The organism is Embleya sp. NPDC056575, from assembly GCF_042793325.1.
In the GTDB taxonomy this organism is placed as follows: Bacteria; Actinomycetota; Actinomycetes; order Streptomycetales; family Streptomycetaceae; genus Embleya.
On record NZ_JBHTVA010000061.1, the window covers coordinates 1 to 17,070 of the forward strand.

The window sequence follows — 17,070 nt, forward strand, 5'->3', positions numbered from 1 at the left end:
CGGCCGAAACCGGCGCGGCGGGGCCGCCCCCCCCCCCCCACCGCCGATCCGTTGTCCGTCCGTCCGTCTGTCCGTGGGACGGGCGAGTATGCCGAACCGCGTCGACGAATCGGCGCGTCACCGCACCGATCGGTCGAGCGGGTCGACCCGGTGGGGATCAGTACCGGTACGCGTCCGGCTTGTACGGGCCGTCGACCTGCACGCCGATGTAGGCGGCCTGGCTCTCGGTGAGGGTGGTGAGCTTCACGCCGAGCGCGTCCAGGTGCAGGCGCGCGACCTTCTCGTCGAGGTGCTTGGGCAGCACGTACACGCCGATCGGGTATTCCTCGGGCTTGGTGAACAGCTCGATCTGGGCGATGGTCTGGTTCGTGAAGCTGTTCGACATCACGAAGCTCGGGTGACCGGTCGCGTTGCCCAGGTTGAGCAGGCGGCCCTCGGACAGCACGATCAGCGTCTTGCCGTCGGGGAAGGTCCAGGTGTGCACCTGCGGCTTGACCTCGTCCTTGACGATGCCCGGGATCCTGGCCAGGCCGGCCATGTCGATCTCGTTGTCGAAGTGGCCGATGTTGCCGACGATCGCCTGGTGCTTCATCCGCCGCATGTCGGACGCCATGATGATGTCGCGGTTGCCGGTGGTGGTGATGAAGATGTCGGCGATCTCGACCACCTCGTCCAGCGTGGTGACCTGGTAGCCGTCCATCGCCGCCTGGAGCGCGCAGATCGGGTCGACCTCGGTGACGATCACCCGGGCGCCCTGGCCGCGCAGCGACTCGGCGGAGCCCTTGCCGACGTCGCCGTAGCCGCAGACGACCGCGACCTTGCCGCCGATCAGGACGTCGGTGGCGCGGTTGATGCCGTCGATCAGCGAGTGGCGCACGCCGTACTTGTTGTCGAACTTGCTCTTGGTGACCGAGTCGTTGACGTTGATCGCCGGGAAGAGCAGCGAGCCCTCCCGGAACATCTCGTACAGGCGGTGCACACCGGTGGTGGTCTCCTCGGTGACGCCCTTGATGCCGGGGGCCATCGCGGTCCACTTGCCGGGGTTCGCGGCCAGGTTGGCGCGCAGCAGCGCCAGGAAGACCGTGTACTCCTCGGAGTCGTCGGCGGTCGCGTCCGGGACGGCGCCGGCCTTCTCGAACTCGACGCCCTTGTGTACGAGCATCGTGGCGTCGCCGCCGTCGTCGAGGATCATGTTCGGACCGTCGTGCCCGGGCCAGTTCAGCGCCTGCTCGGTGCACCACCAGTACTCCTCCAGGGTCTCGCCCTTCCAGGCGTAGACCGGCACGCCGCGCGGGTCCTCGGGGGTGCCCTCGGGGCCCACCGCGACCGCCGCGGCGGCGTGGTCCTGGGTGGAGTAGATGTTGCAGGAGACCCAGCGCACCTCGGCGCCGAGCGCGGTCAGCGTCTCGATCAGCACGGCGGTCTGCACGGTCATGTGCAGCGAACCCATGATCCGCGCGCCGGCCAGCGGCCGGGCCGCGGCGAACTCACGCCGAATCGCCATCAGACCGGGCATCTCGTGCTCGGCGAGGGTGATCTCCTTGCGGCCGAACGCGGCAAGGGAGAGGTCGGCGACCTTGAAGTCGCCGTCGAGCTGCGAAGCCATGTTTCGATCCTTCTGCAGGGGGGTGGATGGGACTGGAGACACACCGGTGCCGGGGGCGCCGATGACGTGCCATCCAGTCGGACACTTCTGTGCCTACGGGCCCGAGACCCGACCGCCCTCTGCAGCGACTGTCGTTGTGCGCCAACGACGTTAACACCTCATCCGGTTGGCGTGTGCGGGTACTTTCCGCCAGGTGTCGCCTCGGGATCGGCGCCGCGGGCGGCCTCGTCGGCCCGGTATATGTCCGGTTCCAGGTAGATCGCTCGGGCGATCGGGACGGCGGCGCGGATGCGGGCCTCGGCGGCGTCGATCGCCCGGGCCACGTCGGCCGCCGTGTCCTCGTGGCGCACCGCGATCTTGGCCGCGACCAGCAGTTCCTCCGGGCCGAGGTGCAGCGTGCGCATGTGGATCAGCCGCTCGACGTCGGGGCCGGCCACGATCGCCGCCTCGATCTCGCGGACCGTCTCGATCCCGGCCGCCTCGCCGAGCAGCAGGCTGCGGGTCTCCAGGGCCAAAACGATCGCGATCAGCACGAGCAGCACGCCGATGCACAGCGTCCCGATGCCGTCCCAGACACCGTCGTCGGTGGCCACCGCCAGGCCGACGCCGCCGAGTGCGAGGAGCAGGCCGATCAGCGCGCCGAAGTCCTCCAGGAGCACGATCGGCAGTTCCGGCGACTTGGCCCGGCGGATGAACTGCGCCCAGGTCAGCGAGCCCCGGTGGTGGTTGGACTCCTTGATCGCGGTCCGGAAGGAGAAGCCCTCCAGGACGATGGAGAACACCAGTACGCCGACCGCCCAGTACCAGCTCTTCAACTCGTGCGGGTGGGCGATCTTCTCGTAGCCCTCGTAGATGGCGAACATGCCACCGACGGAGAACAGCACGATGGAGACCAGGAAGCCGTAGATGTAGCGCTCGCGGCCGTAGCCGAACGGGTGCTCGGGGGTGGCGTCGCGTTCCGCGCGTTTGCCGCCCACCAGGAGCAGCACCTGGTTGCCGGAATCGGCCAGCGAGTGCACGCCCTCGGCCAGCATGGACGAGGACCGGGTGAAGGCGAAGGCCACGAATTTGGCCACCGCGATCCCCAGGTTCGCGGCCAGTGCCGCCACGACCGCCTTGGTACCGCCGCCCGCACTCATCGATCGACTCCCGCCCGTTGGTTGACCACCGCCGCCGTCACCGGCCGCCCGTGTCGGCGATCAGTGTGCCATCGGGCCGGCGTCTACCCCGGCAGACTTGCGGTAAGTGCACCCGGCCGCGCTCGGCCGGCGGCGCTCAGCGGCAGGGCACGGTCGCCCGGAAGACCAGGCCGTCGGCGCCGTCGACGGTGACCGCGACGCGGGGTTCGCCCGCACGGATGTACACCGACCGGCCGCGCGCCAGGTCGAGCGTCGTACCGGCCGCGCCTCCCGGCTCGCGCTCTTGTCGCACGGTGGCGGAGCCGCGTACGCACAGCAGGATCTGCGGGCCGGCGGTGTCCAGAAAATGCGGTCCGAGGCCGGGTCCCGCGGGCAGCCGGGACAGGCGGAAGTCGGCCACGGGAGTCGTGTAGACCTCCTCGCCCGGGTGCCCCGCGCTCGGCTCGGGGCCCAGGATCTCCACCGGTCCGGCCCGGAAGGCCATGATCCGCAGCAGCTCGCCGACGTCGATGTGCTTGTCGGTCAGGCCGCAGCGCAGCACGTTGTCGGAGTTGGCCAGGATCTCGACCACCACCCCGTGCAGGTAGGAGTGCGGCATGCCGGCCGCGAGGAAGACCGCCTCGCCCTCGCGCAGCCGGATGTGGTTGAGCAGCAGCGCCACCGCGACACCGGGATCGCCCGGGTGGCGCTCGGCCAGACCGGCGACCGCGGCGCACGCCTCCGCGTAGGGCGAGCCGTTCGCGGCCAGTCGGCGACAGGCCGCGGCGACCGCGTCCACCACCGTGGTGCGCAGGCGCTCGGGCAGCATCAACACGTGCGTGGTCGCCGCGCGTAGCGCCGCCTCCTCGTCCGGATTGCGCAACGCCCGGGCGAACGGGGCCAGTTCGGGCACGTCGAGGGCATCGAGCAGCTTCAGCGTCTCGGCGATCTCGCGGTAGCCGACCAGGCCCTCGAAGTCGCCGAGCGCGCAGATCATCTCCGGTTTGTGGCTGGAGTCGCGGTAGTTGCGGTGCGGCGCGTCGATCGGGACGCCGCGCGCCTCCTCCTCGGCGAAGCCCTGCCGGGCCTGGACCGCGTCGGGGTGCACCTGGAGCGACAGCGGCTCCTCGGCGGCCAGCACCTTGAGCAGGAACGGCAGGCGCGGGCCGAACCGGGCGGCGGTGTCCGGGCCCAGCTCGCCGGCCGGGTCCGCGGCGATCAGTTCGACCAGCGAGCGGGCCCCGGAGCCGCGATCGACCTCGGACGGCGCGCCCGGGTGGGCGCCCATCCACAGCTCGGCCTGCGGCTCGCCCGTGGGGGCGACGCCGAGCAGTTCGGGGATGGCCGTGAGCGAACCCCACGCGTTGGCGCGGATCCGGTTGAGAAGGCGGTCCATGGCTAGCGGGGACCACCTTCGGTCCAGGGGAAAAGCCCCGGCGCGGCGGGACCCACGCCGGTGCCCAGGGCCAGATAGACGGCCGCGAAGTCGGTGACGGCGATCAGCTCGGCCAGCCGCTCGACGGGGCTGCCGCCGCGGGCGCCGACCTCGCCGACGGCCGCCCGGCCCAGCGCGCCCAGGGTGCGGCGGGCGTGGTCGACGGGCGCGGCGGCGGCCGGGTCGTCGTGGTCGACGAGCAGCACCGGGTACATCCGCACCGGGTCGGGCTCGTCCACCCGGTCGCGGAAGAAGTCGTCGGGGTCGTCGGCGGCACCGGCCTCGCCCGCCTGGAAGACCCGGTCCATGTAGCGGCCGGCGATCGGCAGCGGGCCGGACAGCGCGGGTGCGGCGGCCACGCCGGTGAGCATGGTGGCGAAGCGCTCGGCGGCCACGCCCGCCACGGTGCCCGCGCCCCACACGACCGGGATGGTGCCGGCGATCGCGCCGGCCAGGCCCTTGGCGGGATTGAGGTACGCCTCGGCGGCGGGCCGGCAGCGGGTGCTCGTCTCGTCGAGGCGGTCGGCCATCGCGTCCACGCTCGCCAGGCCCTCGCCGGGGGTGAACGCGCTCGCGCCGCACGCGCCGGTGATCGCGAGCAGCGCGGTGAACAGCGGCCAGAACGCGGTCTGCGCGGCGAACACGGTCTCGTCGGCGTAGCCGGCCGCGCCCACGGAGCCGGCGTCGACGGGGACCCGGACCACCACGCCCCGGCTCTGCTGTACGGCGGCGTCCAGAGCCGATCCGCCGGGCGTGGCCGCGACCGTCTGGCAGCCGCGCCGGTAGGCCTGGCCGGCGAGGTCGATCAGGCCCGGCTCGTCACCGCGCCCGGCCGTCAACACGAGGTCCATCGGACCGGCCCAGCCGGGCAGCGTGCCGCCCGCGCCGAGGATCACCGGCAGCGCCGCGTCGGCGCCGACGACCGCGCGCAGCGCATGGCCGAGCGGCCCGTACGCGGGCGCGGACAGGATCACCGTGCGCGGCCGGTCCCGGGGCGCGATCGCGGCGGGCAGCGCCTCGCGCGCGGCGTGCACGGCCCGGCGGACCTGGGCGCCGGCGCCGGCCAGCGCCCGCAGGGTCTGCGCCGTATCGGCCCGGGCGATGCCGTCCTGGTCGTCCAGCAGGGCCTCGTCGAGGATGTTCATGCCCGATCGGTGCCCGACCGGCGAGCCTCGTCCACGAGCAGTACCGGGATGTCGTCGACGACGGGGTACACCAGCCCGCAGGAGGAGTTGTCGCAGGCCAGCGCGGCGTCCCCGTCCCGGTGCAGCGAGGCGTGGCAGACCGGGCACGTCAGGATCGCCACCTGCGACGGTTCCAGATTCACGACATCTCCCACATTTCCGACTGTTCGTACCGTTCGTGGCTGTTCGTCCGGATCCGGTGCGGCAGTCGTCCGATTGAACCCATCACCTTACCGAGCCGACCGGTCAGTCCCGGACGAGTGCCAGCACCTCGTCGCGGATCGCGATCATGGTCGGCTCGTCGTCCGCCTCGACGTTCAGCCGCAGCAGCGGCTCGGTGTTGGACGCGCGCAGGTTGAACCACCAGCGGTCGGCGACCACGGTCATCCCGTCCAGGTCGTCCACGGCGACCCCGGGCCGGCCCGCGAACGCGGCCCGGACCCGCGCGGTCGCCGCCGCCTGGTCGAGCACCTCGCTGTTGATCTCGCCGGAGGCCGGGTAGCGGTCGTACTCGCTCGCGAACTCGGACAGCGGGCGGTCCTGGCCACCGAGCGCGGCGAGCACGTGGATCGCGGCGAGCATCCCGGTGTCGGCCCGCCAGAAGTCGCGGAAGTAGTAGTGCGCCGAGTGCTCGCCGCCGAAGATCGCGCCGGTCTTGGCCATCTCGCCCTTGATGAACGAGTGGCCCACCCGGGTGCGCACCGCCTCGCCGCCGTGCTCGGCGACGATCTCGGGCACCGCGCGGGAGGTGATCAGGTTGTGGATGACGATCGGCTTCGCCTCGCCGTTGGCCTTCGCCCGGGCGATCTCGCGGACCGCGACCAGCGCGGTCACCGCCGAGGGGGACACCGGGTCGCCGTGCTCGTCGACCACGAAGCAGCGGTCGGCGTCGCCGTCGAAGGCCAGGCCCAGGTCGGCGCCGCTCTCGCGGACCTTCGCCTGGAGGTCGACCAGGTTCTTCGGGTCCAGCGGGTTCGCCTCGTGGTTGGGGAAGGAGCCGTCCAGCTCGAAGTAGAGCGGGACGATCTCCAGCGGCAGCCCGCTCGCGGCGCCGAGCACGGTCGGCACGGTGTGCCCGCCCATGCCGTTGCCCGCGTCCACGACCACCTTCAACGGCCGGATGCCGGTCAGGTCGACCAGGCCGAGCAGGTGCGCGGCGTAGTCGGCGAGCACGTCGTGCTCGCCGATCGTGCCCGGGGTGCCGGCGAAGTCGGGCACGCCGGCCTCGGCGAGCGCGCGGATGTCGGCGAGGCCGCTGTCCTGGCCGATCGGCGCGGCGCCGGCGCGGCACATCTTGATGCCGTTGTACTGCGCGGGGTTGTGGCTCGCGGTGAACATCGCGCCGGGAAGGTCCAGGCTGCCGCTGGCGAAGTACAGCTCGTCGGTGGAGGCCAGCCCGATCAGCGTGACGTCGGCGCCCTGGGCCGCGGCGCCCTCGGCGAACGCGCCGGACAACTCGGGCGAGGAGGGCCGCATGTCCCGGCCGACCACGATCGCCGCGGCCCCGGTGACCCGGACGAACGCCGCGCCCAGTGCCCGCGCGGTGTCGGCGTCCAGCTGGTCCGGGACCACGCCCCGCACGTCGTACGCCTTCACGATCTGGGAGAGGTCGCGCACCCGAAGACTCCACTCGCTCGACCGCGGTCCCGATTCGCCGCGGTGTTGGCTGTTGTCCGTCGACCCCTGCCCCGCGGACGACGCCTCAGACCCTATCGGCCGGCGGTCAGCTCTCGGGTGAGCGCAGAACGCGCAAGTGGCCCCGGCGGCCGGTCTCGGGACGGCCGTCGCGATCCGGCGGCTCGGGCGCGGGCTGCGGGGGCTGCGGCGGGCGGGCGGCCTCGCGCACCGCGTTGGCCAGCGCCTCCAGGTCGTCGCTGCTGGGCTTGCCCGCGCTCGGATCCGGCGCCAGGCGCACGACATCCCAGCCGCGCGGCGCGGTCAGCCGCTCCGAGTGCTCGGCGCACAGGTCGTAGCAATGGGGCTCGGCGTAGGTCGCGAGAGGGCCCAGGACGGCCGTGGAGTCGGCGTAGACGTACGTCAACGTGGCGACTGCGGTTCGGCCGCAGGCGGTCCGCGAACAGCGACGTACAGGGCTCACGACGATGGACGGTACCGCAAGCGGGCCGAACCCGCGTGGTATCCGGGTGCGGTGTGACTCACGTGTCGCTCCTCACAGGATGTCGGCGGCATGGGGACACCCGTTCGGGGCGGTCCGCGACGTCCTTCGACGGAGCGGCGCGCACCGGTCCGGATCGGGCGCCCAGGCCCTAAGCTCGTGCCGTGCACAACGAGCACTCGGTCCCCTCTTCCCCCCGCGAGCGCGACTCGCGCCGTCGCAGTCGGCGCGACCGGCACGGCCGCGGCATGCGCGGCCCGCTCGCCCCACCCCCCGTGCCGATCGCGCTGACCCGCGCGCAGCGGTTCGACGACCTCGCCGCCGATGTCGTGGAACGGCTCGCCAAGCGCTGGCCGCAATTGGAGGAGGTCCGCTTCGCGGTCCTGGACGTGCCCGAGGCCGAGACGGCGGTGAACGGCGACGAGGCGGTGGCGCTGGGCCGGCTGGTGCCGGCGACCAAGGCCGTGCCCGCCACGATCATCCTGTACCGGCGCCCGCTGGAGCTGCGCGCGGAGGGTCGGGCCGAGCTGGAGATGCTGGTCAACGACGTGCTGGTGGAGCAGGTCGCGGACCTGTTGGGGATGGATCCGGACACCATCGACCCCGACGACTGAGCGAGCCGGAACCACGAAGGCCCGGGCCCCCGCAGGAGGGGCCCGGGCCTTCGTCGTTTCGCGAGCGTGCGGCTACCGCTGCGGGACCAGCAGGGACAGGTCCTGGCGGGCGTTGGGCACCACCACGGTCTCCACGCCGGGCACGAAGGGCTGCACCGTGAACGCGGCGGTCTTGTTCATCGTCTCGGTGACCGTGCGGGCCAGGTGCACCGGCTGCGAGCCGGGTTGCGGTTCGGCGACCAGGGCGAACCGCGTGGCGCCGGCCGGGGCCGGGGCGTTGACCTGGACGGTGGTGCCGGCGGGTACCTCCACGTCGGCGGAGACCGGGTCGCCCTTGTCGCCGAACGCGGTGAGCTTGACCTTGGCCGGGCCCTTGGGCGCGGTGAGCGTGACGGTCGTGGCGACCGCGCCGCCGGTGCGGTTCTCCGCGATCACCGCGCGACCGGTCAGCTCCGGGGTGGCGCTCAGGAACGCCACCTCCGCGTCGGTGCCGCCGCCCTGCACCACCCGGACGCCGGCGATGATGTCCGCGCGGCCGGAGACCAGCCGGAGCGCGCCCGCGTCGCCGCGATTGACCGGGCCGAGGTCGAAGACGGTCAGCTTGTTGCCCTTGACCTCGGTGGTCTCGTGCTCGACCGGCTTGAAGGTGTTCACCTTGCCCGCGACGGACAGTTGCACGTCGGTGCTCTCCCCGCTCGGCGAGAACAGCATCAGCTGCACGTTGCCGGCGTCGCCGGTGATCGCGGGCAGGCCGGTGATCACCAGGTTGCGGCTCGGGGCACCGGACGAGGGCAGCCAGTCGGTGCCGACCGCCCCCTCCTGGTCCCGGATCGCCGCGCCGACCCGCCCGGAGCGCGCGATGACGTGCACCGCCAGGCCGGGCTCGATCGCGCTCGGGTTGAGCGTGCGCAGCAGGATCGCCGTCGAGGCGCCGGGGGCCAGCGACATGCCGCGGCCGGCCTCGGACTCGATCGGGCCGTTGCGCCCGAACAGTTCCACGTCGACGACGGCGGGGGTGTCCCTGCTGTTGGACAGGTACAGGTACGCCTCCCGGTTCTCCGTCGTGGCGGCGCCGACGAACCAGCGGTCGGTGGTGGACGCCTCGCAGGTGAGCCCGGCCAGCCCGCGGCCGGCGTTGCTGGGCACCCGGGTGACCGCGCCCGCGCCGAAGCCCGGGGCGAACGCGCCCGAGGCGGTGCCCAGGAGCGGCGGCACGTCGGTGTTGTCCACGCCGATGCTCGCGAGCTTGCCCGGCGCCTCGACCTTGGTGCGCACCTTGGTCCGGTCGCCGAGTTCGACGACGTTCGCCTCGCCGCCGCCGGCCCCGGCCCGGGCGGGCGGGGCGAGTGCGGAGACCGCGGTCGAGCTGCCGGGCAGCTGGCGCACGAACGGGCAGGACACCTCGGCCTGCTGCACCGGCACCCGCGGCGCCGCGGGCGGCGGCGCGGCCTTGCTCTCGGTCGGGCGGGTCACGACCGCCAGGCCGACGACGACGGCCAGCAGCGCGACGACGGCGGCGAGGGAGAGGGTGGTGCGCTTCACGGGCGGTCTCCCTGCGGGGACGGCGGCCACGGATCGTCACCCGAGCGCGGCTCGGGCGGCCGGCCGGCGGCCGGGTCCTGGTAGGCGGTCGGGTCGTACTGCCGCGGGGGCAGCGGGTTGCCGTACTCGTCGTAGGCGGGCTGCTGTTGTGGTTGCCCGGCCCAGCCGAAGGAGCCCGCCGCGTCCGAGCCGTCCGGCGAGCCCTGGGCGGGCATGCCCTGGGCCTGCTGGTCGTACTGGTACCCCTGGTAGTCCGGATAGCCCTGGTACTGCTGCCCGTAGTCCTGCTGCGGGTACTGCTCGTACGCCGGCGTCGTGGTGCCGTCGTAGGGCGTGCCCTGCCAGGCCTCGACCGGCACCGGCGCCTCGGCCGGGTCGGTGCGCTGTTCGGGGAACCCGTACGCGTCGAGCCCGTCGGCGGCCACCGCGACCGGCACCGCCTCCGGCACCTCGACCGGCTCGGCCGGCTCGGCCTTGCGTCGGCCGCGCCTCCCGCCGCCCTCGCCGGCCGCGACCGGCGCCGCGGCGGCCTCGGGGAGGTCGTCGTCGGTGCCGCGCCGGCGGGCGGGCAGCGCCATGACGAACACGACGAACACGAGCACGCCCTGCACGAGCAGCCAGATGCCGTGTCCGCCCGAGGAGTGGGTGAGTTCGAGCCGGCCGGCCTCGGGGCGCAGTTCGAAGCCCTGGGCCCAGCCGTCCAGCGTGCGGGCGGTGAGCTTCCTCCCGCCCTGGGTGGCCTGCCAGCCGGAGTCGGCGCGTTCGGCGAGCCGCAGGATCCGGCCCTGGGGGCCCGCCTCGATCCGGGTGGACACGCCCTCGCGGGTGGTCGGCAGGGCCTTGGCCTTGCCGTCGGGGTCGACGATCAGCGCCCGGCCGACCGGGTATTGCAGCCGCCAGAGCGTGGCGCCCTGGGTGGCGCCGACCCGGGCCAGGCCGGGGGTGCCGTCGAGCCGGGCGGTCAACTCGCTGCCCACCGGCGGCTTGAGCTGGATGAACTCGATGCCGTACGGAGCCAGCATGCTCGCGTCCGCGCCACCGCCGCCGGCGATCAACTTGCCCAGGAAGGTGTTGAATTGCCGGTAGGTGGACGCCTTGGGTGCCGTCTCGGCGTCGCCGAGCGCCGGACCCGCGCCGCGCACGATCGTGTAGCTGACGTTGCCCGGTTCGGGCGAGGTGAGCACGAGGGTGCGCGGGTGGCGCTCGCCGGTGGCCTCCTCGGCCACGAACGCGGGCACCACGACCGGGTCGCGCCGCTCCAGCGGGCCGTCGGCGCCCTTCCACAGCCAGGTCCCGGCGGCCAGGAGCGGGGCGGCGCCGGCGACCACGGCCAGCACCACCGCGGTGGGCTGGCGCCAGCCGAAGCTGCCGGCCGCGACCCGGGTGCGGGCGTCCTCGGCGCCGACCATCGCCGCGGTCACATAGCCCAGCGCGATCACCACGACGGCCGCGCCGGGCCACGCGGGCACCTTGGCGCCGGTCGCCTCGACGGTGATCTCGGCGTGGCTGACCACGACCGCGAGCAGCAGGCCGACCAGGGCCACCGCCCACGCGCCGAGCACCGCGGCCCGACGCGAGTCGCGCAACAGCGCGGCCAGCGCGGCGACCAGCAGGGCGCCGGTGAGCCAGATCGGCAGTGTGCCGGGGCCGCCCGGGTCGAGCAGCAGCAGGCCGACCGGGCTGGTGCCCTTCTCGGCCAGCGCGTCGCCGGCCAGGCCGGGCTCGCTCAGGAACAGCGCCGGCTTGCCCGCGAGGGCCAGGGTCCACGGGCCGAGCAGTACGAGCGGGGTGCCCAGCACCACGCCGACCCGCAGCAGCAGGCCGATGCCCGGACGCGGGCCGAGCAGCCCGGCGAAGCAGACCCCGACGGCGATCAGCGCGAGCAGCGCGGTGGCGAGCCAGAGCAGCGGGGTGAACGCGGCGACGACGGCGAGCACCAGGCCGGTGGCCCAGGCCGCGCGCATGGACGCCTTGAGGTCGCCCGCGCCGAGCACCTGGGCCGCGCCGCGCGCGAGCACGGGGGCCAGGACGAGGGCGACGGCGGTGCCGATCCGGCCGCCGGCGATCGCGCCGGTGGCGACGGGGGTCAGTGCGTACGCGGACGCCCCCCACACCCGCACGCCCGGTGCGGACACCAGGCGGCGTGAGCACAGGTAGGCGCTCATCCCGGCCAGCGGGACGCTGCCGATCAGCAGTACCGCCACCGCCGTGCCCGCCTTGCCGAACAGCAGCGTGGCGAACGCGGCCAGCGCGCCGACGTAGGGCGGCGCACTGGCCGCCTCGCCGAAGCCGACGCCGTGCCAGGTGTCGGCGTAGCGGTCCCACAGGTCCGACGCGCCCTCCGGCGCGGGCAGCAGGGCGCCGCCGAACAGGCTGCCGCCGGAGAGCAGATCGCGGGCGGCGAACAGCGTGATCAGGGTGAGCGCGACGGCGAGCGAGAGGCCGGGGCGGCGCATCAGCATGCGCAGCTTGACGAAGTTCTCCGTGTCGAGCGACTCGGCGTCCTCGTCGACCGGGCCCGACTCGGCGCTGCTGTGCCGGCCGGACCGGTTCTCCGGTTCCTCGCTGCGCCGCAGGTTGCCGATCAGGCCCTCGGCGGCGTGCCGCACGGTGGCCGCGCGGCTGGGGAACAGGTCGCCCAGGTCCTTGTCGGACATGGTGCGGGTGCGGGCCCTGGCCCGCCGCGCGGACAGGAAGCCGGCGGGGCGGAGCAACACCGAGACGGTGCCGAGCAGTTCGTCCAGCGCCATGCCGGGCAGCTTGCCGAGCAGGTAGCCCAGGCTGCGGAACAGGCCGCCGAACAGCAGGCGGAACCACAGCAGCGGCCAGCCGGCGCCGGTGGTGTTCGCGAGCAGCGTGAAGGCGGCACCCGCGCGGTCCACGCGGTGCGGGCGGTTGGCGGCGACGTCGATCGGCCGGCGCTCGCGCGTGGCCGCCTCGGCGTGCTGGACCACCGCGTCCGGGACCACGACCACGCGGTGCCCGGCGGCGTTGACGCGCCAGCCGAAGTCGGTGTCGTCGCGCGAGAGCGGCAGGCGCGGGTCGAAGCCGCCCAGGCTCTCCCACACGTCGCGGCGCACCAGCAGGCCGGCGCTGGAGACGGAGAGCACGCCGCGGATCGCGTCGTGTTGGCCCTGGTCCTGCTCGCGGCGCTCCAGGCCGGTCCAGCGTCGGCCGCTGCCGGTGAGCGTGGTGCCGACCTCGAGCAGTTGCCTGCGGTCGTACCAGCTGCGCACCTTGGGGCCGAGCATGGCCACCGAGGGCAGTTCGTCGGCGGCGCGCAGCAGCAGGTGCAGGGCGTCGGGGGCGGGTTCGCTGTCGTCGTGGAGGAGCCACAGCCACTCGACCGGTTCGGTCGACCTCGGCGGGCGGTCCTCGTCGGTGTCGCCGTACGGATCCGACACGTCGTACGTGTCGGTGCGGTACGGCAGGGACGCGGGGTCGAGGTGCGGCGCGGCGCGCAGGGCCTCGCTCACGGCGGCGCCGAACGCGGTCCGTCGCTCGGTGTGCAGCACCGAGTCCCGGCCGAGGGCGTCCTCCAGCAGACCCGCCGAGGCGTCGGTGCTGCCGGTGTCGACCGCGACGACGCGCTGGACCGGGCGCTCCTGACCGAGCAGGCCGGTCAGTGTGCGGGGCAGCCAGCGGGCCCCGTCATGGGCGACGAGGATCGCGGTGACGATGTGCCGTGGGAAAGCCGGAGCTTGCGCGTATGCCGACTGATGGCTGAAAAGTGACATCGAGTGCGGGGACCCCGGGGGGCTCGTAGCGGCGTGGTACCAGCGGTCCGGCATCCGGCCGAACGGCCCACACACTACGCGACGGGCACCTCGGCCCCACCCGGATCGGGCGCGGGCCCGAACCGACGACCGTCAGACGGCCGCCTTCTTGAGCCGGCGCCGCTCGCGCTCGGACAGTCCTCCCCAGATCCCGAAGCGTTCGTCGTTGGCCAGCGCGTATTCCAGGCACTCGTCGCGCACCTCGCACGCCAGGCAGACCTTCTTGGCCTCCCGCGTCGAGCCGCCCTTCTCGGGAAAGAAGGACTCGGGGTCGGTCTGGGCGCACAGGGCGCGCTCCTGCCAACCGAACTCCTCCTCCTCACTCTCGCCGTCGGCGACCAGTAGCTGGAACAGCTCGCCCATCGCGTGCCTCCTCGACCCGTTTTTGCGTCCCCGTGATTAAGCCGTTACCGGTAACGGTTCACGACGTGTGTGAAATTACAAGCGCGTCGTTGCTGCGACGTCAAGCCGGGCTCTGCTATTAGGGCGGGGATTCACTCCCCGGGACCACAACAATCCGGATTGACCACATAAATGGACACATCCGGACAACCTGTTGTGCCGCGCAATCGCCTCGACGTTCCGGGCGGGGAGCGTACCGGCGGGAGGCGCGGCGCCATTCGATGCCAACCCGTGATGACCTCTACAAGGGACTACGCCTCGCACCATCCACGCAGTTCCCGGGCGGGACCGGAAAACCGCGATGATGACCGAGGTCACACGAAAATGGGCCTCCCCGTGCCCCGCGAGCTTCAATCCCTTCCCCGGATTCCTCACCCGAATCGGCCAGCGGTCGGCCGAGTTCGCCGCCTCGGGCCGTCCGCGCCGGCGACCCGTACCCAGTCTTGTCCACGGCCCCGGTTCACCCGTGCCCGCGACCCCGGTCACCCGAATCGGGGACCGAGGGGGCGCGGCGGACCGCGGCGAGTTGACAGGGCCACCCCCCAGACGGTGTCCTTTTCCCATGTCCGCACGCTGCAGCCTGTTCCGGAGTCGTCCTGTCGACGCCCGTCGGGTCTTCTGTGCGCTGTGTCCGCCGTGTGACCACGTGTACAGCTGTTGTACCGGCTGTAACGCCTGAGGACGCCATTTCGGCAGTCCTCCGCGCAAGCGGCGGCACTCATTGAAGGGGCTTCTCCCCTTTCCCCCTTTATCGACACGACCGTTCGATTCGGTCGATTGTCCGTTCGGGTCGCCGTCTGCCGCTCGCGTGTTCGTTTTCGATCCGCCGCGTTCGCCAGATCCGCCGCGCGTGAGATTTCGCGCAGACATCCCGAAGGACTCCCCCTTATGTCCAGCGACATCACCGTCGCCGGCGATCCCCTCGCCGCCCCCGCCGTACTCGCCCTCCCCGTGGCTCCGCCGGTGCGCCCCGCCGTCGCCCGGCTCGCCGCGCTCGCCCGGCAGCATGCCGGCCTGGTCGCCGCCGAACTCGACCAGGTCCGCTTCGACCCGATCACCCGCTGGTACAAGCGGCTCGCCGCGACCGAGGACCTGGAGGTGTGGCTGCTCAGCTGGCTGCCCGGCCAGGGCACCGGTCTGCACGACCACGGCGGCTCGTCCGGCGTGTTCACCGTGGTCTCCGGCGAGTTGCACGAGCGCTCGCTCGTGGTGACCCCGCTGCGTCGGGCCGGCGCCCGCGAGCGGGTGCTCGCCCCGGGCGCGACCCGCGTATTCGGGCCGACCTACGTGCACGAGGTGACCAACATGGGCACCGAGCCCGCGGTCAGCGTGCACGTGTACAGCCCGCGCCTGGCGTCGATGAACCTCTACGACGCGGCCGAGGACATCGCCCGACCGAGCTTCGCGCCGCTGCGTCGGGTCGGCGTCGAGCGTTCGGGAGAGCAGTGGTGAGCGCCGTCGACCGACTCCTGGACCTGGCCCGGGCCCGGCTCGTGCGGGTGAGCCCCGAGCAGGCGCACGCCGCGTTCCACGACGGGGCGATCCTGGTGGACACCCGCCCCGACTTCCAGCGCGACGCCGACGGCGCGATCCCCGGCGCGTTGGTGATCGAGCGCAACCATCTGGAGTGGCGGCTCGATCCCGAGGGCACGGCCCGGGTGCCCGAGGCGGCCGGCTGGGACGTGCGCGTGGTGGTGTTCTGCGACGAGGGCTACGCGTCGAGCCTGGCCGCCGCCTCCCTGGTGGACCTGGGGCTGTCCGGGGCGACCGACCTGATCGGCGGTTTCCAGGCGTGGAAGGCGGCGGGGCTGCCCGTGGTGCCGTCCGCCGGTCGCGGGCGGCGCACGAGCGCGGCGGCGAGTACGACGAGCAACGCCACGCCGTAGCCGATCTGGTGGGTGGCGCGGACCTGGTCCGGGGACAGGTCCAGGCCCCAGGTGAGGTAGAGCGCGTAGCCGGCCGGGCCGAGCGCCAGCCACTCCCACCGCCGGCCGTCCAGGGCCACGAGCGCGACCACGAGCAGCGCGTACCAGGGGTAGGCCGGGGTGAGTACGAACAACATGCCGCCGGTGAGGGTGAGCGCGCCGTGCCAGGGCCGGTCGGGGTCGGTGCGGGCGATCACCGCGGCGGTGAGGGCGAGCAGCACGACGACGGCGGCGTACGGGGCGGCCTCCACCGGCAGCACCAGGCCGAGCAGGCCGAACCGGGCGCCGTCGTCGTAGCGTTCCTCGGCCAGGTAGCCGGGCAGGTAGCCGAGCACCGCGTGCCCGGCGGCGAGCACGTGCGGCAGGTAGACCAGCACGACGGTGAGCCCGGCCGCGCCGAGCAGCCGCACCGGGGCGCGGCGCAGCCCGGCGGGCAGGGCCGCGGCGGGGAACATCTTGGTCGCGACCGCGCCGCCGAGCAGTACGCCGCCCAGGATCGGCCGGCGGCCGGCGACCGCGGCCAGGCCGAGCACCATGAGCAGTACGCCGAGCACGTCCACGTGCGCGTTGTTGCCCGCTTCGAGCGCGACCATGGGACACCACGCCCACCACACGGCGTTCCTGGGGTCGCGCCCGAAGCGGCGCAGCACCAGGAGCAGGGTCACGGTGACCGCGACGGCGAGCGACGCGGCGGCGGCCTGGACCGGTTCGTGCCCGCCGGGCGGGGTGGCCAGGTGCACGAGCAGGTAGTAGGCCTCGGCCACGGGTGGGTAGATGGTGTGCACCTCGGGTCGGTTGATCCGGGTGCAGCCGCCGTCCGGCAGCGGGTGCCGGAACCACCCGGAGCACTCGCCCTTCGGGAACAGCCAGTCGTCGCGGTAGCGGGCCACCTCGGGGTCGGCGGGGGTGTGCGGGTAGGGCGAGTGGCCCGCCGCCTGGACCCGGCCGTCGAAGGCGTAGCGGTAGGCGTCGTCGCTGGTGCGCGGTTCGGCGCCGGTCGCGAGGAAGGGCAGCGCCACCGCGCCGAGCAGGATCAGCGGCACCGCGCGGCGCACGGGAAGCCGGCGCACGAGGTGGGCGCCGAGGGCGAACAGCGTCCAGGCGACGCCGTAGACCACGAACACGCCGATGTTGCCGGGGTGTGTCCACGGCCCGTACACCGCACAGCCGACGGCGGCCGCGAGGGCGAGCCCGGTGCCGGCGGCGGCGATCGTGGTCGCGGGGCCGGGAGTGGCGGGTGTGCGCGTGGGCGTGGTCTCGCCCGTGGTCGTGGGCGGCGGGCTCGGTGGCATGCGGCGAGTCTGTCGGCGGGCGGGCCGTTTTCGGGGCATCCCGGGCCGACCGTCAGCACT

13 protein-coding genes and 1 pseudogene are annotated in these 17,070 nt (G+C 73.5%); 3 read left to right on the plus strand and 11 right to left on the minus strand.

Annotated elements, in window-relative coordinates; translation table 11 throughout:
• Positions 1-157: 157 nt before the first annotated feature.
• The 7 genes from ahcY to ACFRCG_RS36210 form a co-directional block, all read right to left on the minus strand.
• Positions 158-1,606: an adenosylhomocysteinase gene (ahcY, locus tag ACFRCG_RS36180; protein ID WP_380039441.1), complete on the minus strand. Its 1,449-nt coding sequence runs from the start codon at positions 1,604-1,606 to the stop codon at positions 158-160.
• A gap of 158 nt (positions 1,607-1,764) precedes the next feature.
• Positions 1,765-2,745, minus strand: coding sequence for a cation diffusion facilitator family transporter (locus tag ACFRCG_RS36185; protein ID WP_380039443.1), 981 nt, complete (start codon positions 2,743-2,745; stop codon positions 1,765-1,767).
• 136 nt (positions 2,746-2,881) lie between these two features.
• Positions 2,882-4,120: a mannose-6-phosphate isomerase, class I gene (gene manA, locus ACFRCG_RS36190; RefSeq protein WP_380039445.1), complete on the minus strand. Its 1,239-nt coding sequence runs from the start codon at positions 4,118-4,120 to the stop codon at positions 2,882-2,884.
• Positions 4,121-4,122: 2 nt separating this feature from the next.
• A complete protein-coding gene (locus ACFRCG_RS36195) occupies positions 4,123-5,304 on the minus strand; it encodes an SIS domain-containing protein (RefSeq protein WP_380039447.1) in 1,182 nt (393 codons plus the stop codon).
• The gene (locus ACFRCG_RS36200; protein ID WP_380039449.1) at positions 5,301-5,486 is read right to left on the minus strand and encodes a Trm112 family protein; all 186 of its coding nucleotides are present in this window, start codon (positions 5,484-5,486) and stop codon (positions 5,301-5,303) included. Before ACFRCG_RS36200 ends, ACFRCG_RS36195 begins: the two co-directional genes overlap by 4 nt.
• Positions 5,487-5,589: 103 nt before the next feature.
• Complete coding sequence (locus tag ACFRCG_RS36205; RefSeq protein WP_380039451.1) at positions 5,590-6,960, minus strand: phosphomannomutase/phosphoglucomutase; 1,371 nt, start codon at positions 6,958-6,960, stop codon at positions 5,590-5,592.
• Between the two features lie 106 nt (positions 6,961-7,066).
• Positions 7,067-7,441, minus strand: a complete 375-nt coding sequence (locus ACFRCG_RS36210) for a DUF3499 domain-containing protein (RefSeq protein ID WP_174861553.1) — start codon at positions 7,439-7,441, stop codon at positions 7,067-7,069.
• A gap of 266 nt (positions 7,442-7,707) precedes the next feature.
• Between ACFRCG_RS36210 and ACFRCG_RS36215 the strand changes: the two genes are divergently transcribed.
• Positions 7,708-8,073, plus strand: a complete 366-nt coding sequence (locus tag ACFRCG_RS36215) for a metallopeptidase family protein (protein ID WP_078976974.1) — start codon at positions 7,708-7,710, stop codon at positions 8,071-8,073.
• Between the two features lie 72 nt (positions 8,074-8,145).
• Here the strand turns inward: ACFRCG_RS36215 and ACFRCG_RS36220 are convergent, their stop codons facing one another.
• From ACFRCG_RS36220 to ACFRCG_RS36230, 3 genes are all read right to left on the minus strand, one after another.
• Positions 8,146-9,615 (minus strand): DUF5719 family protein, encoded by a 1,470-nt coding sequence (locus tag ACFRCG_RS36220; protein WP_380039453.1) that lies wholly within the window; start codon positions 9,613-9,615, stop codon positions 8,146-8,148.
• On the minus strand, positions 9,612-13,352 hold the full coding sequence (locus tag ACFRCG_RS36225; RefSeq protein ID WP_380039455.1) for a glycosyltransferase family 2 protein: 3,741 nt from the start codon (positions 13,350-13,352) through the stop codon (positions 9,612-9,614). The genes ACFRCG_RS36220 and ACFRCG_RS36225 overlap by 4 nt, the downstream gene beginning before the upstream one ends.
• Positions 13,353-13,484: 132 nt before the next feature.
• Positions 13,485-13,754 (minus strand): WhiB family transcriptional regulator, encoded by a 270-nt coding sequence (locus ACFRCG_RS36230; protein WP_078976971.1) that lies wholly within the window; start codon positions 13,752-13,754, stop codon positions 13,485-13,487.
• Positions 13,755-14,681: 927 nt separating this feature from the next.
• On the opposite strand from ACFRCG_RS36230, the gene ACFRCG_RS36235 reads away from it, so the two are divergent.
• Positions 14,682-15,245, plus strand: a complete 564-nt coding sequence (locus tag ACFRCG_RS36235) for a cysteine dioxygenase (RefSeq protein ID WP_380039457.1) — start codon at positions 14,682-14,684, stop codon at positions 15,243-15,245.
• Positions 15,242-15,679 carry a rhodanese-like domain-containing protein gene (locus tag ACFRCG_RS36240; RefSeq protein WP_380039459.1) on the plus strand — a complete coding sequence of 146 codons (438 nt, stop codon included), beginning with the start codon at positions 15,242-15,244 and terminating at the stop codon, positions 15,677-15,679. Before ACFRCG_RS36235 ends, ACFRCG_RS36240 begins: the two co-directional genes overlap by 4 nt.
• Positions 15,680-15,852: 173 nt before the next feature.
• Here ACFRCG_RS36240 and ACFRCG_RS36245 read toward each other — a convergent pair.
• Positions 15,853-17,049 (minus strand): annotated as a pseudogene (locus ACFRCG_RS36245) (glycosyltransferase 87 family protein); the annotation flags it as partial.
• Positions 17,050-17,070: the final 21 nt, after the last annotated feature.